At 66.2% G+C, this 25,225-nt stretch carries 25 protein-coding genes; 7 read left to right on the top strand and 18 right to left on the bottom strand.

The features are described from left to right. Positions 1-175 precede the first annotated feature (175 nt). Positions 176-1,546, top strand: coding sequence for an exopolysaccharide biosynthesis polyprenyl glycosylphosphotransferase (locus AC1DWU_RS03570; protein ID WP_477148591.1), 1,371 nt, complete (start codon positions 176-178; stop codon positions 1,544-1,546). Positions 1,547-1,564: 18 nt separating this feature from the next. Beyond that, complete coding sequence (locus AC1DWU_RS03575) at positions 1,565-1,918, top strand: hypothetical protein (RefSeq protein ID WP_477148592.1); 354 nt, start codon at positions 1,565-1,567, stop codon at positions 1,916-1,918. Here AC1DWU_RS03575 and AC1DWU_RS03580 read toward each other — a convergent pair. Next, on the bottom strand, positions 1,915-2,133 hold the full coding sequence (locus AC1DWU_RS03580) for a DUF2934 domain-containing protein (protein WP_477148593.1): 219 nt from the start codon (positions 2,131-2,133) through the stop codon (positions 1,915-1,917). The two genes, AC1DWU_RS03575 and AC1DWU_RS03580, sit on opposite strands and share 4 nt — an antisense overlap. 222 nt (positions 2,134-2,355) lie before the next feature. Here AC1DWU_RS03580 and AC1DWU_RS03585 point away from each other — a divergent pair, with 222 nt between their 5' ends. The 3 genes from AC1DWU_RS03585 (at position 2,356) to AC1DWU_RS03595 (ending at position 7,049) form a co-directional block, all read left to right on the top strand. Beyond that, on the top strand, positions 2,356-4,206 hold the full coding sequence (locus AC1DWU_RS03585) for an ABC transporter ATP-binding protein (protein ID WP_477148594.1): 1,851 nt from the start codon (positions 2,356-2,358) through the stop codon (positions 4,204-4,206). Continuing rightward, on the top strand, positions 4,203-6,101 hold the full coding sequence (locus AC1DWU_RS03590; RefSeq protein ID WP_477148595.1) for an ABC transporter ATP-binding protein: 1,899 nt from the start codon (positions 4,203-4,205) through the stop codon (positions 6,099-6,101). Before AC1DWU_RS03585 ends, AC1DWU_RS03590 begins: the two co-directional genes overlap by 4 nt. Before the next feature lie 111 nt (positions 6,102-6,212). Then, the gene (locus tag AC1DWU_RS03595; protein ID WP_477148596.1) at positions 6,213-7,049 is read left to right on the top strand and encodes an aldo/keto reductase; all 837 of its coding nucleotides are present in this window, start codon (positions 6,213-6,215) and stop codon (positions 7,047-7,049) included. 31 nt (positions 7,050-7,080) lie between these two features. Here the strand turns inward: AC1DWU_RS03595 and AC1DWU_RS03600 are convergent, their stop codons facing one another. From AC1DWU_RS03600 to AC1DWU_RS03630, 7 genes are all read right to left on the bottom strand, one after another. Continuing rightward, a complete protein-coding gene (locus AC1DWU_RS03600) occupies positions 7,081-7,557 on the bottom strand; it encodes a group II truncated hemoglobin (protein WP_477148597.1) in 477 nt (158 codons plus the stop codon). A gap of 79 nt (positions 7,558-7,636) precedes the next feature. Next, positions 7,637-8,275 (bottom strand): hypothetical protein, encoded by a 639-nt coding sequence (locus AC1DWU_RS03605; protein ID WP_477148598.1) that lies wholly within the window; start codon positions 8,273-8,275, stop codon positions 7,637-7,639. A gap of 259 nt (positions 8,276-8,534) precedes the next feature. Beyond that, positions 8,535-8,795, bottom strand: coding sequence for a cell division topological specificity factor MinE (gene minE, locus AC1DWU_RS03610; protein WP_477148599.1), 261 nt, complete (start codon positions 8,793-8,795; stop codon positions 8,535-8,537). Then, on the bottom strand, positions 8,792-9,607 hold the full coding sequence (minD, locus tag AC1DWU_RS03615) for a septum site-determining protein MinD (RefSeq protein WP_477148600.1): 816 nt from the start codon (positions 9,605-9,607) through the stop codon (positions 8,792-8,794). Before minD ends, minE begins: the two co-directional genes overlap by 4 nt. Before the next feature lie 20 nt (positions 9,608-9,627). Then, on the bottom strand, positions 9,628-10,359 hold the full coding sequence (gene minC / locus AC1DWU_RS03620; protein ID WP_477148601.1) for a septum site-determining protein MinC: 732 nt from the start codon (positions 10,357-10,359) through the stop codon (positions 9,628-9,630). A gap of 204 nt (positions 10,360-10,563) precedes the next feature. Next, the gene (locus AC1DWU_RS03625) at positions 10,564-11,115 is read right to left on the bottom strand and encodes an alpha/beta hydrolase (protein WP_477148602.1); all 552 of its coding nucleotides are present in this window, start codon (positions 11,113-11,115) and stop codon (positions 10,564-10,566) included. A gap of 16 nt (positions 11,116-11,131) precedes the next feature. Next, entirely contained in the window at positions 11,132-11,371 is a 240-nt protein-coding gene (locus AC1DWU_RS03630; RefSeq protein ID WP_477148603.1) for a hypothetical protein, read from the bottom strand. A gap of 126 nt (positions 11,372-11,497) precedes the next feature. Here AC1DWU_RS03630 and pdxR point away from each other — a divergent pair, with 126 nt between their 5' ends. Continuing rightward, the gene (pdxR, locus tag AC1DWU_RS03635; protein ID WP_477148604.1) at positions 11,498-12,892 is read left to right on the top strand and encodes a MocR-like pyridoxine biosynthesis transcription factor PdxR; all 1,395 of its coding nucleotides are present in this window, start codon (positions 11,498-11,500) and stop codon (positions 12,890-12,892) included. A 569-nt stretch (positions 12,893-13,461) separates the two neighbouring features. Here pdxR and hutG read toward each other — a convergent pair. The 10 genes from hutG to hutF all read right to left on the bottom strand — a co-directional run bounded on the left by hutG (position 13,462) and on the right by hutF (position 24,297). Next, the gene (gene hutG / locus AC1DWU_RS03640; RefSeq protein WP_477148605.1) at positions 13,462-14,280 is read right to left on the bottom strand and encodes an N-formylglutamate deformylase; all 819 of its coding nucleotides are present in this window, start codon (positions 14,278-14,280) and stop codon (positions 13,462-13,464) included. 3 nt (positions 14,281-14,283) lie between these two features. Further along, on the bottom strand, positions 14,284-15,450 hold the full coding sequence (gene solA, locus AC1DWU_RS03645) for an N-methyl-L-tryptophan oxidase (protein ID WP_477148606.1): 1,167 nt from the start codon (positions 15,448-15,450) through the stop codon (positions 14,284-14,286). Continuing rightward, on the bottom strand, positions 15,447-16,988 hold the full coding sequence (gene hutH / locus AC1DWU_RS03650) for a histidine ammonia-lyase (protein WP_477148607.1): 1,542 nt from the start codon (positions 16,986-16,988) through the stop codon (positions 15,447-15,449). Before hutH ends, solA begins: the two co-directional genes overlap by 4 nt. Further along, entirely contained in the window at positions 16,985-18,199 is a 1,215-nt protein-coding gene (gene hutI, locus AC1DWU_RS03655; protein WP_477148608.1) for an imidazolonepropionase, read from the bottom strand. The genes hutH and hutI overlap by 4 nt, the downstream gene beginning before the upstream one ends. Positions 18,200-18,201: 2 nt before the next feature. Continuing rightward, positions 18,202-19,686, bottom strand: a complete 1,485-nt coding sequence (locus AC1DWU_RS03660) for an HAL/PAL/TAL family ammonia-lyase (protein WP_477148609.1) — start codon at positions 19,684-19,686, stop codon at positions 18,202-18,204. A gap of 10 nt (positions 19,687-19,696) precedes the next feature. Then, entirely contained in the window at positions 19,697-20,470 is a 774-nt protein-coding gene (locus AC1DWU_RS03665) for an ABC transporter ATP-binding protein (RefSeq protein ID WP_477148610.1), read from the bottom strand. After that, positions 20,467-21,198 carry an ABC transporter permease gene (locus AC1DWU_RS03670; RefSeq protein ID WP_477148611.1) on the bottom strand — a complete coding sequence of 244 codons (732 nt, stop codon included), beginning with the start codon at positions 21,196-21,198 and terminating at the stop codon, positions 20,467-20,469. Before AC1DWU_RS03670 ends, AC1DWU_RS03665 begins: the two co-directional genes overlap by 4 nt. An 11-nt stretch (positions 21,199-21,209) precedes the next feature. Next, positions 21,210-21,932 (bottom strand): ABC transporter permease, encoded by a 723-nt coding sequence (locus AC1DWU_RS03675; RefSeq protein ID WP_477148612.1) that lies wholly within the window; start codon positions 21,930-21,932, stop codon positions 21,210-21,212. 94 nt (positions 21,933-22,026) lie between these two features. Further along, the gene (locus tag AC1DWU_RS03680; protein ID WP_477148613.1) at positions 22,027-22,872 is read right to left on the bottom strand and encodes a transporter substrate-binding domain-containing protein; all 846 of its coding nucleotides are present in this window, start codon (positions 22,870-22,872) and stop codon (positions 22,027-22,029) included. A gap of 42 nt (positions 22,873-22,914) precedes the next feature. Then, on the bottom strand, positions 22,915-24,297 hold the full coding sequence (hutF, locus tag AC1DWU_RS03685; RefSeq protein WP_477148614.1) for a formimidoylglutamate deiminase: 1,383 nt from the start codon (positions 24,295-24,297) through the stop codon (positions 22,915-22,917). Positions 24,298-24,410: 113 nt separating this feature from the next. Here hutF and hutC point away from each other — a divergent pair, with 113 nt between their 5' ends. After that, positions 24,411-25,223 (top strand): histidine utilization repressor, encoded by an 813-nt coding sequence (gene hutC, locus AC1DWU_RS03690; RefSeq protein ID WP_477148615.1) that lies wholly within the window; start codon positions 24,411-24,413, stop codon positions 25,221-25,223. Positions 25,224-25,225: the final 2 nt, after the last annotated feature.

A 25,225-nucleotide genomic window follows, 5' to 3' on the forward strand; every position in this document is an offset into this window, starting at 1 on the left:
GCCTTTGGCCGAATCCGGCTCCGTGCTAATCGCCGAGATACGGCAACCAGGGCAGCGATTATCCTGAATTGCCAGCAATTTGAGGCAATTTGCTGTGGCGCAAAGCGAGCTCGGGTATCAAGGCTTAGAACGGCGGCGGGCGCGTCGCGTGGTGGCCAACCAGACGGCCCTTTGCATGACCTTCGCCCTCACCGAAGGCGTGCTCGCGGCGCTAGTGATGCTGCTGCCGGCGCTGATCTACCACAACCTCTTCATGCATGTGCCGAGCGACGAGCTGGTGGGATTCTACGGCGTCTACTCGCTCGTTGTCGGCGTCCTCTATGGCGGCTTCTCCGCCATCGCCGCCAACCAGTTCCTGGACCGCGCCCAGCATCCGCACACGACATTGGCGCAGAGCGTCCTGGGGTGGACTGGTGCCTTCGCCATCGCGCTGTTCGGCGCCTTCATGTTTGGCGTCGCCGGCGAGCTGTCCCGCGTTTCATTGATCTCGGCTTATGTGCTCGGCGTCCCGGCGCTGCTGCTGGCCCGCACCATCGCCTACGCCGCCGTCACCACCCGCATCCGCGCCGGCCAGTTGCAGTTCCAGAAGGTCGCCGTCGTCGGCAACCGTGCCGATACCGTTCGTTTCCTCGTCAACGGCAACCTGTGGAAGACCGGCTACCGGCTCGCGGGGACGATGTATCTCGAAGACGCCGTCGACGCCGAGGGCGTGGTCCGCGAGAGCGCCCTAGTCGAGTTCGCGCAGCACTGGGTGGCGCGCGGCGCCGAGTTCATCGTATTCGTCGGGGAGATCGGCGACATCGACGGGCTGGAGCGCCTCACCAATGAGCTGAAGCGCTTTGCCATCAACGTGGTCTGCGTGCCGGCCACCGACAATGTCAGCTTCAAGTTCCTCGACGTGGTGCCGCTCGGCCCCAACAACGCGCTGCGTTCGCTGCGCAAGCCCATGAGTGACGGCGCGGTGCTGCTGAAGCGCGTGTTCGACGTCAGCGGGGCCGGCCTTGGCCTCCTTTTCCTCAGCCCGCTCCTCGCGGTCGTCGCGCTGCTGATCAAGCTCGATAGCCGCGGCCCGGTGTTCTACCGGCAGGAGCGCCGCGGCTTCAACGGCGACACCTTCCACATCTGGAAGTTCCGCTCGATGACCGTCACCGAGTCCGGGCGCAAGATGACCCAGGCACGCGTGGGCGATAAGCGCATCACCAAGATCGGCGCCTTCATCCGCCGCACCTCGATCGACGAACTGCCGCAGCTGATCAACGTCATCCGCGGCAACATGAGCCTCGTCGGCCCGCGCCCGCATGCGCTGGTGCACGACGATGAATTGGGCGAGCAATTGGCCAGCTATGCCCACCGCCAACGCATCAAGCCCGGCATCACCGGCTGGGCCCAGGTCAACGGATATCGCGGCGAGACCTCGACTTTCGAGCAGATCGAGGGCCGTACCCGGCACGATCTTTACTACATCGACAATTGGTCGATTTTCCTCGATTGCTGGATCATCGTCTTGACGGTTTTCTCGTCCAAGACCCGGCGCAACGCCGTCTGATCCGGAGCTCTTTCGCCGATGCGCCTGTTACCGCTGCTTGCCTGGCTGCTGCTTGTTGCCGTTGCCTTCGTCACCCTGGCCCCGATCGGTTTCCGGCCCACCAGCGGCTACTCGCCCAGCATCGAACGGTTCATGGCCTTCGGGGCCATCGGCTTGCTGTTCGCGCTGGCCTATCCGCGCCATCTCTGGGTCACGGTGGTAGTGGTGCTGGGGGCAGCGGTAGCGCTCGAAGCGCTGCAGCTGGTGTCGGTGTCACGCCACGGCCGGCTCATCGACCTCGGCGTCAAGATGCTGGGCGGCGTGCTCGGCGTCACCGCCGGCGTCGTGATGCGCCGTGTCTGGCAGCAGTTCGTGGCAAGCCGGGCGACCTAGCCGTCCTCCGGCCCGTTGTCCTTCAGCCAGGCATCGTAGGTCCGCTCGCGCCGGTGCATCTCGAGCGCGCGCAGATAGTACTCCTCATCCCGGCCGTCCAGTCGCCCATCCTGTTGCCACAGGAAGTAAGCGGTCTTGCGGACCGCCTCGCGGAAAGTGTCGTCCTCGGGTGGCGGCTGCCCTGTGCCTTCGGTCATCTCGATCTCGCGGGTCATTAGGCCTGAACGTTGCTTTGGGGGCGAGGTTGCATTCGTGCAACATCATGCTCGACCCGTACGGCGCTCATACGAAAGAAGGCCATCGCGCCCGCATATCTGCCTTGAACAGAACGCAAATCGGCGCGACAGATGGGGTCTTCCTCTGGTTCTACAGGGCCGAGTCTGCCGCCAATATTCCGGCGAGGGCAGGCCCAAATGCATAATGTCTGGACCCGCAAATTGAGCTCGAATGCTCCGCGCAGCGCCTATTCGCCTGGCGATGCAATGTCACATGTCGAAGCCACACAGGCCGGCAAGGGACTGACCACCCTATGGCGCATCATGGTTCAAACCTGGCGCCACCCCTGGATGGTAAGCATCACCATCGCCTCCACCATCATCGCCTGCGTGCTGCAGCTATGGGTGCCGCGGCTGCTCGGCCAGGCGGTCGATCAGGCCGAGGGCGTGCTCGATGGCGGAGCAGGGGCGGTGGACGCGCTGTGGGTCACGGCGTGGATCCTGCTGGTCGTCTCGATCGGCCGCGGCATCTTCACGATGACCATGAACTATTTCGGCGAAGCCGTTGGTCACCACACGGCTTATGAGCTCCGCCTCGCCGTCTACGAGAAGATCCAGCGCCTCAGCTTTTCCTACCACGACAAGGTCCACACCGGCGATCTGATCACCGTGGGCATGCTCGACCTCGAGGGCGTGCGCATGTTCTTCGCCACCGGTGTGCTGCGCGTCGTGCTGCTCAGCATCCTGATCGGCGTCGGCGCCTATATGATGATGTCGACCGACCTGTTGCTGGGCATCCTGGCACTCAGCTTTGCGCCGTTTGTCGCCTGGCGCTCGTCAGTCGCCCAACTGACGCTGCGCGCCACCTGGCTGACGCTGCAGGAAATGCTGCAGAACCTCAGCCGCGTCATGGAAGAGAACCTCGGCGGTATCCGTGTGGTCCGGGCCTTTGCCGGGCAGGACCATGAGCTGAAGAAGTACGACGAGGCCTCCAACGCAGCGCTGGCGCTGGCCCACAAGCGCGTCGATATCCGCGTCTCCAGCACCTCGATGATGAACGTCAGCTTCCTGCTCTCGATGGGCCTCGTGCTCTGGGTCGGCGGCGAAAAGGTGCTGTCCGGCGCCATGACTGTCGGCACGCTCGCCTCGTTTCTCACCTTCATGACCATCCTGCAGATGCCGGTGCGCCAGCTCGGGCTGCTGGTCAACTCGTTCGCCCGCGCCTCGACCTGCGGCAATCGCCTGTTCGCCTTCCTCGACCTCGAGATCGAGATCAAGGACAAGCCGGGCGCCCAGCCGCTGAAGGTGACCGAAGGCACGGTGCGGTTCGAGAACGTCGACTTCGCCTATCCGAGCGCGCCCACCCGCAAGGTGCTGCAGAAGGTCAGCTTCGAGGGCCGCCGCGGCGAAACCATCGGCATCGTCGGCCGCCCCGGCTCGGGCAAGTCGACCATCGCCCACCTGATCCCGCGCTTCTACGATGTCGATGGCGGCAAGGTCACCATCGACGGCCAGGACGTGCGCGACGTTACCCTCGCCAGCCTCCGCCAGGCGGTGGCCGTGGTGCAGCAGGACTCGTTCCTGTTCACCACCAACATCGAGAACAACATCGCCTATGGCGACCCGTGGGCGAAGGAGGGCCGGATTTCCCGCGCCTCGGAATTCGCGCAGCTCCACAACTACATCATCGGGCTGCCGACTGGTTACGAGACCATCGTGGGCGAGCGCGGCGTCTCGCTCTCCGGCGGCCAGCGCCAGCGCCTGAACATCGCGCGCTCGCTGATGCTGCGCCCCTCAGTGATGGTGTTCGACGACTCGACCGCCGCGGTCGATGCCGGCACCGAGCAGCGCATCCGCACGGCGATGAAGCGCTTCGCCAAGGACCGCGTCACCCTCATCATCTCGCACCGGCTCTCGTCGCTGATGCACGCCGACCAGATCCTCTTCATCGAGGATGGCAGCATCGTCGAGCGCGGCACGCATGAAGAACTGCTCGCCCTGGGCGGCCGCTACCGCGCCCTCTACGACCTCCAGGTCAAGCCTGGCGACGACCATCTGGAGGCCGCCGAATGACCGACGTGACCGTCAACGACGACGAAAGCGAAGACCGCCGCCAGCGCCCGCCACGCGCCGTGGTCGGCTCCAGCCTCGATCGCGAGGAAGAGGTGTTCGGCAAGGCCTACGATCCCAAGATCGTTCGCCGCATCTGGGCCTTCGTGAAGCCGTACCAGAAGCAGATCTACATCTCGGTCGCCGCGGTGCTGGTCTTCACCCTGACGCAGCTGGCTTTCCCGCTGATCATCCGGTTCGCCATCGATAACGGCATGTCCGCCGGCGGTGGCGGCCGATCCGTGCTGCTGTGGGCTATCGTCGGCTTCGCCGTCACCATCGGCTTCAACTTCGCCGCCAGCTGGATCCAGGAATCCGTGGTCGGCAAGGCGGCCGAGGACGTGCTGTTCGACATGCGCCGCGCCATGTTCGAGCACCTGCAGCGCGTGTCGCTCAGCTGGATGGACAAGACCGAGGTCGGCCGGCTGATGTCGCGCCTGATGGGCGACGTGAACTCCATGCAGGAGTTCCTTGAAACTTCAGTGCTTTCCGTCGGCGACATCGTGCTGCTGTTCGGCATCATCGGCGTGCTGCTGTGGCTCGATCCGATGCTCGGCGCCATCACCATGGCGACCATGCCGATCCTGTTCATCGTGCGCCTGTTCTGGCTGCCGCCCGCCAAGGTCAGCTTCATGGCGGCGCACCACACCAACTCGTCGGCCAACGGCGCCCTCGCCGAAGGCATCAACGGCGTCCGCACCGTGCAGAGCCTCGATCGTCAGAAGGTCAATTTCGACCTCTACGAGGAAAAGGCCCGCGCCAACCTCAAGGCGCACCTGCGCGCAGCCAAGTTCGCGCAGGTGATGGTGCCGATCGTCGACACCCTCACCGGCATCTCGATGGCGACGGTCATCGTGATCGGCGGCCAGATGGTGCTCGGCCATCAGGTCGAGGTCGGCGTCATGGTGGCGTTCCTGTTCTACATCCAGCGTTTCTTCGATCCGATCCGCTCGCTGACGATGCAGTATTCGGTGTTCCAGCGCGCCATGAGCTCCGGCACCCGCATCACCGAAGTGCTCGATGTCCCCGTGAACATCGAGGACAAGCCCGATGCCGTCGCGCTCACCGGCGCCATGGACGGCTCGGTCGAGTTCAAGAACGTCACCTTCGGCTATCGCAAGAACCAGCCGGTGCTGAAGAACGTCAGCTTCCGGGTCAATCCGGGCGAGACCGTCGCCATCGTCGGCCCCACCGGCTCGGGCAAATCGAGCTGCATGTCGCTGGTCCACCGCTTCTACGACGTGTGGGACGGCTCGGTCACCGTCGGCGGCATTGACGTGCGCGACGTGACCCAGGATTCGCTCGGCGCAGAAGTCGCCATGGTGCTGCAGGAGCCGTTCCTGTTCACCGGCTCGGTGATCGAGAACATCCGCTACAACAAGCAATCCGCCACCCGCGAGCAGATCATCGACGCCGCCAAGGCGGTTGGCGCGCATGACTTCATCATGTCGCTGGCCGATGGCTATGACACCAAGCTCGAGCAGCGCGGCGGCAACCTGTCGCTCGGCCAGCGCCAGCTGATCAGCTTTGCCCGTGCCCTCGTCGCCGACGCCAAGATCCTCGTCCTCGACGAAGCCACGGCGAACATCGACAGCTACACCGAGATGCTGATCCAGCGCGCCCTCAAGCGCCTGCTCGAAGGCCGCACCGGCCTCGTCATTGCCCACCGCCTCGCCACCATCCGCGGCGCCGACCGCATCATCGTCTTGCAGAACGGCGAGCTCCTGGAGTCGGGCAACCACGAGCAACTGATGAACAAGCAGGGCCTCTACGCCAAGCTTTACACCATGAACTACTCGAGCTTCGACGACATGCCCGAAAACGGTGACGAAGCCCCACCCACCGGCAAGGCGACCTGATCGGTCAACCGGCCTCTCAGTGATCCTCCCCCGCGTGGCGGGGGAGGGGGACCGGCGTAGCCGGTGGAGGGGGCGGCCATCTCGCCCTGAGCCCAAACCCAGGAACACCACATGCCCCTTCCACAGCACACCCTGAACGACGGCACCACGCTCCCGGCCGTCGGCCTCGGCACCTACGCGCTCCGTGGCATCTCCGGCGCCGAGGGCATGGCCGAGGCGCTGCGCGAAGGCTATCGCCTCCTCGACTCCGCCGTGAACTACGAGAACGAGGGCGCGGTCGGCAAAGCCGTCCGCATGTCCGGCATCCCGCGTGAGGAAATCCGCGTCACCTCAAAACTACCCGGCCGTCATCACAAGAAGCCGAACGTGACCTCGGCCATCGAGGAGTCGGTGCTGCGCAGCGGCCTCGACTACCTCGATCTCTACCTGATCCACTGGCCCAACCCGAGCCAGCAGCTGTTCGTTGAAGCCTGGGAGGGCATGATCGAGGCCCGCGAGCGCGGTCTCGTCCGCTCGATCGGCGTCTCGAACTTCCTCCCCGAGCATCTCGACCAGCTGATCGCCAAGACTGGCGTTGCCCCCAGCGTCAACCAGGTGGAACTGCACCCCTATTTCAACCAGTCCGAGCAGCGCGCCGCCGACAAGCAGCGCGGTATCCTCACCCAGGCCTGGACCCCGATCGGCAAGGGCACGGGCCTCCTCGCCGAACCGCAGGTGGTCGCGGCCGCCAAGAAGCACAACCGCACCCCAGCGCAGGTCGTCCTCCGCTGGCACCTGCAACTCGGCGTCCTGCCGATCCCGAAGTCGGCAACCCCGTCGCGCCGCCGCGAGAATCTCGCGGTCACCGACTTCCAGCTCGACGACGCCGATATGGCGGCGATCAATCAGCTCTCCCGCCCGGACGGCCGCCTGTTCGACGGCGATCCCCGCACGCACGAAGAGTTCTGAGCCGGCCACGCGGTAGCTCGGGCCGGCGGCTTCACCCCCGATACGGCCCGCCCGGCGGGCCCCAGCCCCAGACCGGCATCGGGGGATCACCCTTCGGCGCCGCCACACCCGGTTGCGAGTTGATCACTGCGATCCGGGTGCCCCACTCGAGATAGCCGACGAACGCCGCCCGGAACTCCGGGTCGCTGGGCAGCCCCACCTCATCCGCTGTCTCCAGCATCAACTCGATCCAGCGCTTCCGCTGTTGCTCGGTCAGCGCCCGGCCGAGATGGCGAGCGATCATCCCGGTATGCGAGCCGCCGTGGTCGGTGTAGGGCGTGCCGCCGCCGAACACCTCGGCGATGAAACTCGCGACGTGCGCGGCGTGTCGGGGGTCCATGTTGGCAAACACCGGGCCGATCACCGGATCGGCTGGCACCTTCTGATAAAACCGCGCGGTCAGCGCCGCGATCCGCTCCTCGCCGCCCACCCATTCACTGAGCGTCGGCACTGCTGCTGGTGGCGCCATGAGGTCCTCCCGATCCGCTGCACCCGGCGATACTCCACATCTCGCCTTGGGCTCGCAACCTGACCATAGAGGCAGTCCGCTACTGGTGGCTCTTCAGCCGCTCCGCCGACTTTCGGGCCCGGGCCGCCGTCAGTGCCTCCTTGAAGCGCCCTTCGTCCGGCAGATGCTCGTAGCTGATGTGAAAGAGCGCGGTATTGGGGCCGGTGATGGGGAACATCTCGTTGGACTCGGTCTGGCTCACCACCAGCATGGCGTCCATCAGCTTGCGATCGTAACCGAGGCTGGCGAGGTACCAGGCCGCAGCCGCCACGCCCTCGTCGGGGATGGCGATGGTCACCATGGACGTCCGGTAGAACGGCATGTGCAGCGACACCACGCCATTGGCGTAGAGGGCCTCGCCGCCCAGCCAGAGGAAGGCGCAGGCCGAGTAGCACATGGTGCCCGAGGCATAGGTCGCAAGGTGCTGCTGGCGTGCCCAGCTGCCGATTTCGATGGCCGTCATGAAGTCGCCGCCGGGGCTGTGGAGGTAAAGCCCCACCACCGCGCCCTTGGCGTCGGCAACGGCGTTGCGGATCTTGCCGAAGTCGCTGGCCTCGATGGTCCCATCGATGATGATCGTCTTGAGATCCGGGTTGTAGAAGATGCTGGCGGCCGCCGCGGGCGAAGCGAGCAGCGCCGCCGTCATCGCATAAGCCGCCGGCAGCATGGTGCTGCGCATCGCCACGTCCCCGTCGGCTAATAGCCGGTTCGCGTCTAAAGTGCTCGTCTGCAGTATTTCAGCGAATATTGGGTCGCACAGGCATTCAGGTGGCGCGATCGACAGTAAGTCATGGGACGTTCGTTCGCAATTGTTCACGGCAACCCGGTATGCCCGGGCAAGGCCTGCGCCCGCCAACGTGACCAATCGCCTGGGTTGGCGCGAAGCGCCAGCGCCTCGCGTTCCGGCAGCACCAGAACTGTCAGTTCGCGGCCGGCGCCTAATGCGCCGGCGCGCCTGCGTTTGGGATGTGAATGTCGATCGCCAGGGTGGACGTCGTCTCGCCGCGATCCATGCTCACGCGGACATCATCCTGATCGACCTGCACATGCTTGGTGATCACCGCCATGATCTCCTCGCGCAGCATGGCCACGAGATCGGGCTGGTTGCGGTTGTTCCGCTCATAGGCCAGCAGCACCTGCAGCCGGTCGCGGGCGACGGGTGCGCTACCGCGTCTTTTGAAAAGGTCGAGCAGGTTCACGCCGCCCTCCTGCCGAACAGCCGATCGAAAAGCCCTCTCCTGTCGACGGGCAGCACCATCGGCACATCCTCGCCCCTCAGCCGCCGTGCCGCCTCGATATAGGCGCGCGCGGCAATGTTGGTGGGCTCGTTGAGCGTCACCGGCGAGCCGACATTGGAGGAGCGCAGGACCCCTTCGCTCTCGGGGATAATCCCCAGCAGCGGCGTCGAGAGAATGTCGAGTACGTCGTCGATGTTGAGCATCTCGCCGCGCGCCGCGCGCGCCGCGTCGTAGCGCGTCACGAGGATGTACTTGGAAATGCTCTCGCCCTGCTCGGCCTTCAGGGTGCGCGAGTCGAGCAGCCCGATGATGCGGTCGGAGTCGCGAACCGAGCTGACCTCGGGATTGGTCACGATCACCGCCTCGTCGGCAAATCGCATCGCCAGCTGCGCGCCCCGCTCAATTCCCGCCGGACTGTCGCAGATCACGTAATCGAACTTCTCCCTGAGATCGCCGATGACCCGCGCCACACCTTCCTCGGTGAGGGCGTCCTTGTCCCGCGTCTGCGACGCCGGCAACAGGAACAGGCTGTCGAGACGCTTGTCGCGGATCAGCGCCTGCGAGAGCTTCGCCACGCCCTGCGTGACGTTGATGAGATCGAACACCACGCGCCGCTCGGCACCCAGCACCAGATCGAGGTTGCGCAGGCCGACATCGAAGTCGATGACGACCACCCTCTGCCCCATCTGGGCAAGCGCAGCGCCGAGAGCAGCAGTCGAGGTTGTCTTGCCCACGCCCCCTTTGCCGGATGTGACGACCACTACCTTGGCCATGTTCCTGTCTCCAATCTTCACTAGTCGAGGGCTGCGATCCAAATCGTGCCGTTGTCGAGAAAGGCCTGTATCGGCCGGCCGCGCGAGGACGGCTCCATGTCGTCGGCGGTGCGATACCAGCCATCGACGGCCAGCAGCTCCGCCTCATTCTTCTGGCAAAAGATGCGGGCCTCGGCGTTGCCGGCGGCGCCAGCGAAGGCGCGGCCGCGCAGCGTGCCATAGATGTGAATGGATCCCCCGGCGATGATCTCGGAACCCGAGCCCACCGAGCCGAGGACCGTAACGTCCCCATGGGGGTGAAACACCGACTGGCCAGAGCGGACCGGCGATTTGATGATCAGCGACTTCGGCTCGGCCGCATCGTCCTTCTTGGCCGGCGCAGCATTCCTTTCCGTGGCGCCGCCGGCCCTTCCGACGGGTTCGTCGAGCAGCGTCGTCTTCGCCCCCTTGAGCAGGGGCGGCAGGTCGGCGCCGAGAACCTCGATTCCGTCCGCCTCAATCGCGTAGACCCGAATTCCGCGGTCGGCGAGCAGCGAGACAAGCGTGCCGATCTCGCGCGCATTCGGCTTCAGCGCATTGAGGTCGAGCACCACGGGGCGACCCGCAAAGAACCCGGGCGAGTTCTCGGTCCAGCGATCCAGCCCAGCCAGCCACTCGCCCAACGGTGCCTCGGGCGTCAGCGCGAAGGCTACAAAAGAGCGCGCCCGGAAACGGATGGACTTCTTCTGGATAGAAGGTGCGGCGCTGTTCACGGAGGGGATCCTTACTGAGTGGTTAAGGCTAGCCCTGCATGGTTAATGAGGCGTAAACCCCGCTCGATTGGCCACGGGTTTCGCACCGCATCGGGGCGGGTGCTACACCGGCCAAAGTCCGCTACTGGCCAAAAGCGCGCCCGCTCCTTGATCGGTGCCCCTGGGGCGTGGCGCCACGTCAGCCGAGGCGTCGATCGTCGTGGGTCAGCGCGATTGAAGGTCACGGACGTCCCGCACGACGTCACCCAGGTCGTTGTTGAGCTGGTGATCCCGATCCGCGAGGAGACGGGACGTGGCGTGCGGGATAGCCGCCGCGTAGAGCTTCATGTGCTCGACCGGGACTTCAGCGTCTGCGGCGCCGTGGTAGAGGAATACGGGAAGGTCGATGGTAAGCTCGGCCAGCTTCCGAGGGTCGATTTCATCGTCAGGCCAGCCGCCGGCGCCGAAGAAGGGGGGCGCGATGAGCAGGACCGCACTCCACTTCCGCTTCGGCCGGTGCTCGGCCAGGGCGTGGATCAGAAACGCACCACCAACCGAATGGCCGACGAGGATCGCATCCTCGTCCAGCGCGTCGAATTGCTTGTAGAGCTCGGCTTTCCACGCCAGGTAGTTCGGATCGCCTTCGTTCGGCATCCGCGGATAGCGGACGGCATAGTCCGGGCCGAGTCCGGCTTCGAGGCTCGCGACAAGCTTGTTGTCCCAGGCGTCGTGCGTTCCGTCGCCGCCGCCTTGAATGAAGAGGATTTGCTTGGGCATGGTCAGTTTCTCCAACTCAGTACGGGAACCAGGTCTGGCGCGTCGCGGCCTTGCGCCCGATCTGCTCGATCAGCTGCTCGCGGGTGACGCCGACATCGCGCAGCAGGTGCTCGGGCGCAAAGAGCAGGTTCTGCAATGCGTCCCTTTTGGCTCGCGCTGCCCGGCGGGCGGCGAGCAACTGGACGATCGTATGGTAACCGCGGACCAGGGGTGACTGGACGGAACGGTCAGCGGGGGCGAAATCGGCGATGGCCATTTGCTTCTCCAACGGTTCGACTGATGGGATCGGCCCTGTTCTGCACGGGGCTCGACGCCCTAGCGGGCAAGGAGGAAGCTATGGCAAACTGGGTAGGTACTTAATGACCAGTTGAGGCGGAAACACTTGTCCAGTCGAGATGCCGAGCTGCTGATCAGCGTGGATCGCCAAGGGGCAGGATCCCTGCAGGCCCAGGTTGAAAGGCAGCTGCGCGACGCCATCCGCGGTGGCACGTTGCGACCGGGGAGCGAAGTACCGTCGACCCGCGACCTTGCCCGCGATCTGGGCATTTCGCGACCGCTGGTGATGGAAGCGTACGCCCAGCTTGCCGCCGAAGGCTACCTGGCGCTGCGCCAGGGCGCGGTGCCGCGCGTGGCGGATACGGCGCCGGGCCAGCAGGTCCAGGACAATCTCCCGCCCGAGAGCATCTCGACCCTCTCCTTCCACTATGACTTTCGACCCGGCAGCCCGGACCTGTCGACTTTCCCCTCCGCACGCTGGCTGAAGGCGGTCGAGGCTGCGCTCAAGGCGATGGCGCCCGCTGACTTCGGCTACGGACAACGCTACGGAGTCCTGCCCTTGCGCCAGGCGTTGGCGGACTACCTCGGGCGCGTGCGTGGCGTCAGCGCCGATCCGCGCCAGATCCTGATCACCAGCGGCTTCGAGCAGGCGCGGACCTCTATGGCGCGGGCGTTGAAACGTCGTGGAGTCACGCGGCTCGCGCTCGAGGATCCGGGCTACTACGACCGCGACGTATGGCTCGCGGCCGGCTTGAAGCTCATCCCCATCCCCGTGGACAAGGACGGCATCGACGTTGCGGCGCTGGCGAGAAGCGAGGCGCAGGCGGTGCTGCTGACACCCGCTCACCAATCGCCAACCGGCGTGGTGATGAGCGGCGCACGTCGCCTCGCGCTCGCAAGCTGGCTGCGCGACAACAACGCGGTCGCGCTCGAGGACGACTACGATGCCGAGTTCCGCTACGATCGCGCCCCGATCGGTGCGCTGCAAGGCCTTGCGCCGGGCCACGTCGTCTATGCCGGCACCGCGAGCAAAACGCTTGCCCCGGCACTGCGGCTGGGCTGGATGGTGGTCCCCGCCGATCTGCTGCTGACGCTCGAGGACGAATTGCGGCTGATGGATTGCGGCCGCGGCCGCATCGAGCAGTTCTCCCTGGCTCACTTCATCACGACCGGCGACTATGATCGGCACCTGCGCAAGATGCGCGCGGTCTACCGCGACCGTCGCGAGGCGCTCCTCGCTGTCGTCAGGTCGGAACTGCCCGAGGCCGAGGTCGACGGCATTTCGGCCGGCTTGCACGCGACCGTGCGCTTCCCCCGGCGGCTCGACGAGGCGACGATCCTCGAGAACGCCGATAAGCGCGGCATTGGCCTGAGCTTCATGCGCCGGCACTATCTCGGCGCCGCGCCTGCCGAGAGCACCCTGCTGCTCAGTTACGCGAGCATGCCCGAGTCGGCCCTTCGCACCGCCGTTCGCACCCTTGCCCCGATGATCAACAGCTAGCCCCGAGGCGCGGCGCAACGATTGCGCTGGAGCCCGAAAGAGTCTGTGTGCAGGGGGCTAACGTCCGTTTATGGCGCAGAGCGGACGATGGTGAGTGTCCGGTTGTGGCCCAAAACGGACACTCGGGCCTCTTGTGCCTGCGCCCAACTGGAGGGCATCTCCGGTACGGAAGGCGCCGGCCGAGACGTAACCGCGTCGCAAGGGCAGGGAATTTCCTTTGCAGGTGCCGAAAACACATTTGCCACGGCGGCTAACCCGTGACGTTCCACGACCCCAGGACGGTCCCAGGGGGTCATGTTCACCTCGAAGGTTGAGGACTGTGTTACCGCTCATTCGGAGCTAGTCGCAAAGAGCGTCACATCTCTGAATGGGCCGATCGATCGTCCTTGGGGGCGCCGAACCGCGGCTTTTGCGGATCCCTCCCGAAATGTTGGGAAATCGCGCAGGAGTTCCGGTAGTCGCTTGATGCCAATCGCAGGCTGCCTCGGCGGGCGGTCGGGTAGCGCATAAGCGGACTGCGACTGCTCTCCGGCTCAAACCGGACCTTCTCGGCCTGTCGCCGGGCTCCCTCACGCAGTCCGGGTTTGGGCCCACTGCGCGAGGGCGGCAAGCGTCGGTTGCAGGATCGCTCGCATAGGAGCTGCCTTGGTCTCGCTATAGGGGGCGGGGAGGTCGTCTTCGGTTTCGTCCATGTAGCCGCGACAGGCCAGTTCCATCTGGATCGCGTGGACGCCGTGGGCGGGATCGCCGTTGTCGCGGGTGATCCAGCCGCCCCGGAACCGGCCGTTGGTGACGCGCGAGAACCCGGGTACGTCGCAATAGTTCTCCACCAGCGTCGCAACGGCGGCATCCGCAGTGGGGCCGTTATTGGTGCCGATGTTGAAGTTCGGCAGTTCGCCCTCGAACAGCCGGGGCACACGCGAACGGATCGAGTGGCAGTCGTAGAGCACGATATGAGGGTGCGCAGTTCTCAGCCGGACGATCTCGGCCTTGAGTGCGGCGTGATAGGGGGTGAAATACGTCTCACGGCGGCGGTCGACCTCCGTGGCGTCCGGTTCCTGCCCGGGTCGGTAGAGTGGCCGGCCGTCGAAGCTGGTGGTGGGGCAGAGACCGGTGGTGTTCTGGCCCGGGTAGAGCGATGCGCCCGAGGGATTGCGGTTGACGTCGATCACCGAGCGCGAAATGGCCGTACGGATGACCGTGGCGCCCAGTCCTGCGGCGAAGTCGTAGAGCTGGTCGATCCACCAGTCGGTGTCCCTGAGGGCGAGCGCACGCGACACGAACGCCGGCTCCAGCTCCGCAGGGATGATGGTGCCGGTATGGGGCAGGCTCACGATGAGCGGCGCCGTGCCGCGGTGGACGGTGAGCCAGTCGGTAGGGGAGGTCATAAGTCAGGCCGTTTCCTTGATTGCCTCGGCGCGCCGGGTCAGCGCCGCGAACGAGAACGCGTCGATGGGCAACGCCGTCTGTCCTTCCGCGGCGAGGTCGGCGAGGATTTCGCCCACGACGCTTGCGAACTTGAAGCCATGCCCCGAGCAGGGCGAGGCGACGATGATGTTCGGGTTCGCAGGCAGGACATCGATAAGGAAGTCGTCGCCGGGCAGCATGGTGTAGCGGCAGGTGACGTAGCCGCTCGGTGATCCCGCCGCGGCAGGGAGGCGGCGGGTGATGAAGTCGTGAAGGAGGGCTCGGTCGGCTTCGTTGACCGGTGGGTTGGGCTCTTCGGGGTCGATCACTTCGTGGAAATGGGCGTGCTTGCCGATTTTGACGCCCTCCGGTCCGAGCGCCGGGAAGCCGAAGAAGGAGCCTGCGGCGCTTTCGCCGCGCAGGAACACGGGCATCCGGCCCAGCGCGGTCGCGAGGGTATCGCGTGGGTGGTACCAGCCGACGACCTGGCGGATGGGCGTCGCGAGACCCGCGAGATCGGGCACGAGATCGGCAATGTAGGAGCCGGTCGCCACGATGACCTTGCCGGCGCGATAGGTGCCGGTATCGGAAACGATGCGGATGCCCGCATCGCTGGGCTCGATCGCCAGCACGCGTTCGCCGAAATGCAGCGCCGCGCCATCGGCGCCGGCGAGACGGAGGGCGGCCATCACGACTTTCTCCGGGCGGAGGAAACCGCCCTGTGGGTCGAACACCGCGACCTCGTCGTCGTCGAGCTGGAAAGCCGGGAAACGGTCGCGCATGGCTTGCGGGTCAAGGAGTTCGTGCGCGAGGCCATGAAGCTCGCATGAGGCCAGCGTGCCCTTGACGATCGGGTCGTCCGGCCGGCCGATCTGCAGCACGCCGGTGATGGTCATCAGGTCCTCGCGCGCCCGCGCTTCGAGCGCCCGCCAGTTGGCATAGGCCCGCCGCAGCAGCGGCACATAGGCGGGGTCCTCGAAATAGCCGAGACGGATCAGGCGGCTGTCGCCATGCGAGGAGCCCCGATCGTGGTTGGGCCAGAAGCGGTCGATGCCGATCACCTTGAGGCCTCGCGCCGCGAGTTGCGCGGCGGCGTTGGCGCCCATGGCGCCGAGGCCGATGACAGCGACGTCGAAATAGCTCTCGGTCACTGCCCGGTCTCCACGACGCCCGGCAGCTCGCGTGCGGTGCTCGCGCCAAGCTCACCCGATCGCACGAGCATAGCGGCATCAGCCATATCAGGGGCGAAATGGCGATCGTCGGAGAGGTGCGGCACGCGGGTGCGCAGCAGCGCGCGGGCAGCCTCGAGCGGGGTGCTGGAGATCAGCGGCTGATGGAAATCGCAGCCCTGCGCGGCGGCGAGAAGCTCGACGCCGATGACGTTGGCGGCGTTCTCGGCCATCGGCAGCAGGCGCCGCGCTCCGTGAGTCGCCATCGAAACGTGGTCTTCCTGGTTGGCCGAGGTCGGGATGGAATCGACGCTTGCGGGAAAGGCACGCTGCTTGTTCTCAGAGACCAAGGCCGCTGCGGTTACCTGCGCGATCATGAAGCCGGAATTGAGCCCCGGCTTGGGGGTGAGGAAGGCGGGCAGACCCGAGAGGGCGGGATCGACCAACATGGCGACGCGGCGCTCGGCCAGTGAGCCGATTTCGCAGATCGCCATGGCGATGATATCGGCCGCGAAGGCCACCGGCTCGGCGTGGAAATTGCCGCCGGAGATGACCTCGCCCTCGCGAGCGAAGACCAGCGGGTTGTCCGAAACGCTGTTGGCCTCGATGGCGAGGGTAGTCGCTGCCTGCCGCAGGATATCGAGGCAGGCGCCCATCACCTGCGGCTGGCAGCGCACGCAATAGGGGTCCTGTACGCGGGTGTCGCCGATGAGGTGCGAGGCGCGGATGGCGCTGCCGGCCATCAGTTCGCGGAGCGCCGTGGCGACCTCGGTCTGGCCCCGATGCGGGCGGACGGCGTGGATGCGCGGATCGAACGGCCCGTCCGAGCCGCGCGCCGCATCGGTGGCGAGGGCGCCGGTGACGAGTGCAGCCTGAAACACGCGCTCGGCCTCGAACAGACCGGCAAGTGCGAGGCCAGTCGAGACCTGTGTACCGTTGAGAAGCGCCAGCCCTTCCTTGGGTCCGAGCACGAGCGGCGCCAGTCCGGCGGCGGCAAGGGCTTGCTCCGCCGGAACCACGGCGCCTTGGACGAAAAACGCGCCGACGCCCATCAAGGCCGCGGTCATGTGAGCGAGCGGGGCAAGGTCACCCGAGGCGCCGACGGAGCCTTGGCCCGGCACGACCGGCATCAGGTCCTTGGCGATGCAGGCGCTCAGATGCTCGATGGTCGACCAGCGCACGCCGGAAAAGCCCTGGGCAAGGCTTGCGAGCTTCAGCGCCATGACGAGGCGCATCACCGCGGCGGGCAGGGGCTCGCCGACGCCGGCCGCGTGCGAGAGGACGAGGTTCTTCTGCAGCTGGGCGAGATCCGCATCGGGGATGCGGATGCTCGCGAGTTTTCCGAAGCCGGTGTTGATGCCGTAGACCGGCTCGCCCTTCCTGACGATCGCCTCGACCGTCGCGGCGCCGGCCTCCACTGCCGGACGGCTCGACGCGCTGAGCGTGACGGCCGCTCCGCGATAAATGCTCCGCCAGGCGCCGAGCGACACGGCGCCCGGCAGCAGTTCAACGTTGGTCACTGGCCCCTCCAGATGCGTTGGTGCAGCGGGTTGAACCCGATGCGATAGACGAGCTCGGCCGGGCGCTCGATGTCCCAGAGGGCGAGATCGCAAGATTTGCCGGCCTCGATCGTGCCAGTTTCGCCGAGCCGACCCAGCGCCCGCGCGGCCTCGCGAGTGACGCCGGCGATGCACTCGTCGACCGTCAACCGGAACAGTGTTGCCGCCATGTTCATGGTGGTCAGCAGCGAGGTGATCGGCGAGGTGCCCGGATTGCTGTCGGTGGCAACGGCCATCGGCACTCCATGGCGGCGGAAGGCGGCGACCGGTGGCAGTTGCGTTTCGCGGAGTACGTAGAACGCGCCTGGCAGTAGCACCGCGACGGAGCCGGATTTCGCCATCGCCGCCGCGCCGTCCTCGTCGGTGTATTCGAGGTGGTCGGCGGAAAGCGCGCCACGCTCGGCGGCGAGGCGCGCACCGTGAAGGTTTGAGAGCTGGTCGGCGTGGAGCTTTACCGGCAGCCCTAGCGCTTTCGCCTTGTCGAACACCGGTGCCATCTCGGCTGGCGAAAACGCGATGCCTTCGACGAAGCCGTCCACCGCATCGGCGAGGCCTTCGGCCGCCATCGCGGGGAGGATCTCGTCGGTCACCAGCTTCAAGTAGCCGGCCCGGTCGCTGGCAAATTCGGGCGGCAGGGCGTGGGCGGAGAGGCAGGTGGTGGCGATGGCGACGCGACGGTAGTCGGCCAGCTGGCGGGCCACCCGGAGCATGCGGATTTCGCTCTCGAGATCGAGGCCGTAGCCGGATTTGATTTCGATGGTGGTGACGCCTTCAGCCAGCATCGCGTCGAGCCGGCGGAGGGCGCTGGTCATCAGTTCCGCCTCGCTGGCGGCCCGTGTCGCGCGGACCGAGGAGATGATGCCGCCGCCGGCGCGGGCGATTTCTTCGTAGGAGGCGCCGGCAAGCCGCATTTCGAACTCGCGGGCGCGGTCGCCGCCATAGACGAGATGGGTGTGGCAATCGATGAGGCCGGGGGTCACCCAGCGGCCCTCCAGATCGACGGTCTCGCGCGGTGCGAGCGAAGCGGGCAACTCGGCCATCGGGCCGACCCAGGCGATGCGGCCGTCCTTCGCGGCAATCGCGCCCTGTTCGATGATCCCGAGCCCGGGTGCGCCGGAGGCGAGCGTTGTGATGCGGGCGTTGAGCCAGATTGTGTCGATGGGATCGGTCATGGTCAGGGACGCTCGCTACGAATGAGGGTCCGCGCCGTTGCGAGATCGGGCGCAAACGGCCGGTCGTCGGTGTAGGGACCGACACTGGCGCGCATCGCCCGATAGAGGGCGTCGGTCTTTGCGGCGCGCCGCAGCTCCTTGTTCTGAAGCTCGTAGGCTTGCCCCGCGGCAAGCAGTTCAATGCCGAAAATCTGCTCGGCGTTGTCGAGGATCGCCAGCGCCTTCAGCGAAGCGGGCGTGGCGTGGGCGAGGTGATCCTCCTGGAGGCCCGAGGTGATGCCGCCATCGAGGCTGGCCGGCGCGGCGAGGCGCCGGTTTTCGCTGACCAGCGAGAGGGCGACGTACTGGGTGATCATGAGCCCGGACGCCGCGCCGCTATCGACGGCGAGAAAGGCCGGCAGGCCGCTGACCAGCGGATTGACCAGCCGGTCGAGCCGGCGCTCGGACATGGCGGCGACTTCGGCGACGGCAACGCCTAGGGCGTCCATGCTCAATCCGATGGCGGCGCTGACCGCGTGGGCCTCGGAGTGAACCCGCGGCGCTTCGGGCGAGCCGGCGACCAGCGGGTTGTCGGTGACGGATGCGAGCTCTCGGTCGACCACCTCGGCCGCGTGGGCGAGCGCGTCGCGCGCGGCGCCGTGGACATGCGGGATGGCCCGGAGGCTTAGTGCATCCTGCGTCCGGCGGCCTTGTGCTGCAGCGAGCAGTTCGCTGCCGGCGAGCGTATCGCGCAGGCGCGCGCCGACGATCTGCAGGCCGGGCGAGGCATGGAACGCCAGCACGTGCTCGTCGAATGCCGCGAGCTGGCCGCCGAGATTCTCGAACGTCATTGCGCCGATCGCGTCGGCCCAGTCGAACAAACGCTCGGCGCGCGCCAACGCCTCGGCAGCCAAGCCGGTGGCGCAGGGCGTGCCGTTGACGAGGCTCAGACCTTCTTTCGCCTCGAGGACGAGTGGCGACAGGCCGATCCGGATCAAGGCCTCGGCGGCGCCCACCCGCTCTCCGCCGACCGTCGCAAAGCCCTCGCCGATCAGGACCAGCGCGACGTGGGCCATATGAGTGAGGTACCCGACGGAGCCGCGCGAGGGGACTTCTGGAACGCATCCTGCATTGAGCAGCGCCAGCAGGGCATCGACAACTTCCAGCCGCACGCCGGAATGGCCATGCGCGTAGTTGTTGATCTGCGTGGCAATGATGGCACGGGTCTCGCCCGCCGACAGCGGCGCGCCGATGCCACAGGCGTGGCTGAGGATGATGTTGCGCGACAGGGTTCTCAGCTGCGGGCGATCGACCACCACATCGGACAGCGCACCGACGCCGGTATTGACGCCGTAGGCCTTGATGCCCTTTTCGACCAGCACCTCGACAATCGCTCGGGCCGTCGCGATGCGCGCCCGCGCCACGGGAGAAAGCTCCAGCGTCGCGCCATCCGCCACGGCGGCAATGTCCCGCCAGCTCAGCGGCGCATCGAGTACGATGGTCGGCATCCGCTTGATCCTAGGCGCCGAGACCGGAGACGAACTGCCGGAAGCGGTCCGACTTCAGCTCGCCGAACAGCTCGTCAGGCGTCCCGTCGGCCTCGACCAGTCCCTGGTGCACGAAGACGACGCGGTTCGAGACGTTGCGGGCAAAGCCCATCTCGTGGGTGACGACCAGCATGGTGCGCCCCTCCTCGGCGAGGGCTCGCAGCACGCGCAGCACTTCGCCCACGAGTTCTGGGTCGAGCGCAGAGGTCGGCTCGTCGAACAGCATGACCTTTGGCTTCATCGCTAGCGCCCGGGCGATCGCGGCACGCTGCTGCTGGCCGCCGGAAAGGTGCGCGGGGTAGTGGTGGCGCTTGTCGGCGATGCCGACCTTTTCGAGCAGCGCCTCGGCTTCCTCGATGCACTCGGCGCGCGGGCGCTTCAGCACATGCACCGGACCTTCGATGAGGTTCTGGAGGATCGTCATGTGGCTCCAGAGATTGAAGTTCTGGAACACCATGCCCAGTTCGGAGCGGATGCGGTCGACCTGCCGGTGATCGGCCGGCTCCTCGCGGCCATCACGGCGCTTGCGCATGATGACCGGCTCTCCGGCGACGGTGATTTCGCCGGAGTCCGGGGTCTCGAGCAGGTTGATGCAGCGCAGGAAAGTGCTCTTGCCCGAGCCGCTGGCGCCCAGGATCGAGATCACGTCGCCTTCATGTGCGTCGAGCGAAATCCCCTTCAGCACCTGCAGGCTGCCGAAGGATTTCTGGATGTTCTTTACCGAGAGGGCAGTGGTGGCGGTCATGAGTGCGTCTCCAATGCGGTCGGGCGGGGTGTGGCAACTTGCTTTGCGGGCCGCAGATGCGGTGACAGCCGGTATTCGAGCAGGGCGAACAGCCGCACTATGATGAAGTTGAGGATCAGGTAGATCGCAGCGGCGCAGAGGAAGACCTCCATCGTCCGGTAGGTCTGTGAGATGATGCGCTGGGCAACGCCCGTAACCTCCCAGACGGTCACGAGGCTGGCCAGCGCCGTCGATTTCAGCATCAAGACGATCTCGGTCGAGTAGGCCGGCAGGGCCTGCCGCAGCGCGATCGGCGCAATGATGCGGCGCAGCAGTGTGAAGCCTGACATGCCGGTGGCGCGTCCTGCTTCGATCTCGCGAGCCGGCACCGCCTGCAGGCCGCCACGGAAGATTTCGGCGGTGTAGCCAGCCGTGCAAAGCGCCAGCGAGATGACGGCGCAGGCGAAGGCATCCTTCAGCACCGGCCAGGCAAAGCTGTGGCGCACCTCGGGGAACTGGCTGAGGCCGTAATAGACGAGGAACATCTGGATCATCAGCGGCGAGCCGCGGAAGATGAAGATGTAGCCGGCCGCGAAGCGCTTGAGCACCGGGTTGCGGCTCACCCGCATCCATACGACGCCGAGCGCGAGAATGCCGCCCAGGCTGATCGATAGGACGAACAGCCCCAGGGTCGTCGGCAGAGCGGCGAGCAGCTTGTTCAGGGTGTCGGAGAGGAAGGCGATGTCCATTGCTCTTGTCCTCAGGTCCGGCCGATGCCGCCGCGGAAGCTCCTGCCCACGCGTCTCTCGGCTGCCCCGAAGGCCCGGTCAGAGATCGAGGTGAGGATCAGGTAGAGAGCACCGCCAACGATGTAGAAGAGGAAATACTGGTGGGTCGATCCGGCCGCGACCTGGCTCGAGCGCATCAGTTCGGCAAGGCCGGTCACCGAGACCAGCGCCGAATCCTTGAGGCTCAACTGCCAGACATTGCCGAGACCGGGGAGCGCGAAGCGCAGCACCTGCGGCACGACGATACGCCGGAAACGCAGCATGCGGTTCATGCCGATGGCGCGGGCGGCCTCGATCTCACCCCGCGAGACGGCGAGGAAGGCGCCGCGATAGACCTCGGCCTGGTAGGCACCGGAAATCACGCCCACCGCCAGCGCACCGGCGAGAAACGACGGCAACCCGAGGAAGCCCTCGATGCCAAACGCCGCCCCGATCGAAGTGACGGCGCGCGAGCCGCCGAAATAGACGAGATAGATGATGAGTAGTTCCGGCACGCCGCGAAACACCGTGGTGTAGGCGTCGCCAACAAAGCGCGGGATCAAGCCGCGCGACAGCTTCGCCCACGCAACCAGGGCACCGAACACCGAGCCCAGCGCCAATGCGGCGAGGGTGACGGCGAGGGTGGTCAATGCCCCGATGAGCAGCAGCCCGCCCCAGCCCGTAGGTCCAAATCCAAGCGTGTCGAAAATCGTCATGAAGGACTGCTCCAGCCGTCAAAGACAAGTCGCAGGACACCCGGTGCGGCGAGAGGTGTCCGCATCGCGGCGGACACCTCTCAAAACACGCTGATCAGGGTGCGATATTGACCTTAAACCACTTCTCGCTGAGCGTCTTGACCGTGCCGTCGGCCAGAGCGGCGGCGATGGCGGTGTCGAACAGCGCCTTGAGATCGGTATCCGCCTGGCGCAGGCCCAGGCCTTCGCCTTCACCCCAGATCGGGCCGCCGATTTCAGGGCCGGTAAAGGCGAGGTCGGCATACTCAGGGGACTCGAACGCGGCCTTGAACACGGTGGCGTCGTCGAAGCCGGCATCGATGCGGCCCGACGCGAGGTCGAGGTCGCGCTCGGCGGCGGTCTTGTATTCCTTCACCGTCGCGGTAGCGCCGAAGTTGTCGTAGATGAACTTGGCGTAGACGGTCGCGGCCTGGATGCCGATGGTCTTGCCCGCAAAGGCGTCGCGGATGGTATCGACCGTGGCCTTGTCGGCGGCGAGGTCGCCGCTGAGCTTCACCGTGGTGCCGGTGCCGGCGAGGTTATCGAGGCTCGAGCCCTTCACGGTGGCGAAGGTAGCCGGGGTCGCGGCGTAGGGGACCGAGAAGGCGATGACTTGCTTCCGCTCCTCGGTGATCGACAGCGCATCCATGATCACGTCGAACTTGCCGGCATTGAGGCTCTCGATCATGCCGTCCCAGTCGGCAGCGATCAGCTTGCATTCGACCTTCATGCGCGCGCAGAGGTCGGCGGCGAGCTCGGCTTCGAAGCCGCCGATGGTGCCGTCGGGATTGGTGAGGTTCCAGGGGGCATAGGCGCCCTCGAGCGCGATGGTGACGGTGGTCCAGTCCTTGGCTTGCGCGGGGATAGCGGCAAGGCCGGTCAGCGCGAGGGCGCCGGCGAGTATCAGATGTCTTGCGTTCATTCTGCTTCTCCTGTTCGGTCGTCGTTGCATGAGGTCTAGGCGTTAGGCTTTGGAAAGCTTGGCGAGGACGGCGCGAAAATCGCGATCGACCTGCTCGTCCTGTTGGTGGTGCCGGTCGCGGATCTGCCAGGCGCCGGCGACCATGACGTCGCGCACGGCGTGGTCGCCCACGACGAACAGCCACCGATCGAGGATCTGGTCGTCAATGGCGGCGCCGACATAGGGGTCGGTGTCATCGAGCACGACGAGCGACGCGACCTTGCCCTTGGCGATCTGCCCCAAAGGCTGGCCCAGAGCCTGTGCGCCGCCGGTGCGGGCACTGTCGAAGATCGAGCGGCCCACCGATTGGCCCGGGCCGCTTGCCAGCCGGTTGCGGCGGCGATCGCGCAAGCGCTGCCCGTATTCGAGCAGGCGCAACTCGTCGGCAACGCTGGTCGAAACATGGCTGTCGGTGCCGATGCCATAGCGTCCAGCCGCCGATGCATAGGCGACACCGGGGAAGATGCCGTCGCCGAGATTGGCCTCGGTGGCCGGGCAGAGGCCGACAACGGCGCGAGATTGCGCGATGCGCGCGATCTCCGCCGGCTCGATATGGGTAGCGTGGATCAGACACCAGCGCTCGTCGACCGGCATCTCGTCGAGCAGCCACTCGACCGGACGGCGCCCGCTCCAGGCGAGGCAATCATCGACTTCCTTGGTCTGCTCGGCGACGTGGATGTGGATCGGGCCGGAGGAGGGCGCCGCCGCGAGAATGGCGCGCATCTCATCGGGCGTCGCGGCACGCAGGGAGTGGAAGGCGTAACCGAGGGTTGCGCCGGCGTCGGCACAACTGGGACCCAGCGATTGCATAAGCGCCAGGAAGCCGTCGACATCGTGAATGAAGCGCGCCTGGCCGGGATTGGGCGCAGCGCCGCCGAAATTGGCGTGGGCGTAGAACACCGGCAGCAGCGTAAGCCCAATGCCCGCCGTAGACGCGGCGCGGAGGATCGCCTTCGACATCTCGGCCGGATCGGCATAGGGGGCGCCGCCGGGGCCGTGGTGCAGGTAGTGGAACTCGGCGACGGCGCCGAACCCGCCCTTCAGCATCTCGACATAGAGCTTGGTGGCGATCGCCGTGACATCATCGGGCGTCAGCGCGCCGACGGTGCGATACATCTCTTCGCGCCAGGTCCAGAAGCTGTCGTCGCCTGTTCCGGCGATCTCGGCAAGGCCGGCCATGGCGCGCTGGAAGGCGTGCGAGTGCAGATTTGGCAGGGCGGGGATAACCGGGCCGGCGGCGACGAAATCACCCGGCAGCGGCGCGGCTTGCGATACAACTGCCTCTATGATTCCGCCGGCGCTGGTCTCGATCGCGACATTCGACGCCCATCCGTCGGCGAGCAGGGCTCGCTTGGCGTGCAATCGATGGGCGACGGGTTCGGGCATTGCCGGCTTGCCTGTGCTCAGTTGTATAGGGTACCATATGCATATTAATCCACGACGCAAGCTGAAAAGTGAAGCGATTGTGCACTTTGTGAATTTGCTGAAGGAATAGGCATATGGACAGGAAGACTGCCGTAACCGACAAGGCGCCCGTCCTTCCTGCTGACCAGCGGGCTGCCGCCCGGCGCGGTAAAGGCGCCAAGGATGCGGCCAACGATCCCGCTCCGCTCTATGCGGGGGTGAAGCAGCTGGTGCTCGACCGGATCCGCAGCGGCGAGTGGCCGCCCAATCATCGCGTCCCGTCCGAGAACGAACTTGTCGCCGAACTCAAGGTCAGCCGCATGACGGCCAACCGGGCGCTGCGGGAACTGGCGAGCGAAGGTGAGCTGGTGCGCATCCAGGGCGTCGGCTCGTTCGTGGCCGAGCGCAAGGGGCGGTCGGCGCTGTTCGAGGTGCGCAACATCGCCGAGGAGATCGCCGAGCGCGGCCACGTTCATTCGGCGCAAGTAATTCTGCTACAAGAAGAAAATGCCTCACCGGAGACGGCCGATGCGCTGGATCTGCCGATCGGGGCGCCGGTGTTCCATTCCATCGTCGTGCACAGCGAGAACGATGTGCCGGTGCAGATCGAGGATCGCTTCGTCAATCCGGCTTCGGCGCCGGGCTATCTCGCGCAGGAGTTCACGACAATCACTCCGAACGCCTATCTGACGCGCGAGGCGCCGCTCAGCCAGGCTGAGCATGTCGTCGAAGCGGCCATGCCGCAGCCGTGGGAATGCAAGCTGCTGGTTATCCAGCGCACCGAGCCCTGCCTGATGATCCGCCGGCGCACCTGGTCGGGCGACAGTGTCGTGTCGCTGGCCCGGCTGCTCTACCCGGGCAGCCGCTATCGCCTGGAGTCGCGAGCCAGCGCGCCGCCGCCTCGCTAGAC

Source organism: Devosia sp. P2_G7 (assembly GCF_056403495.1).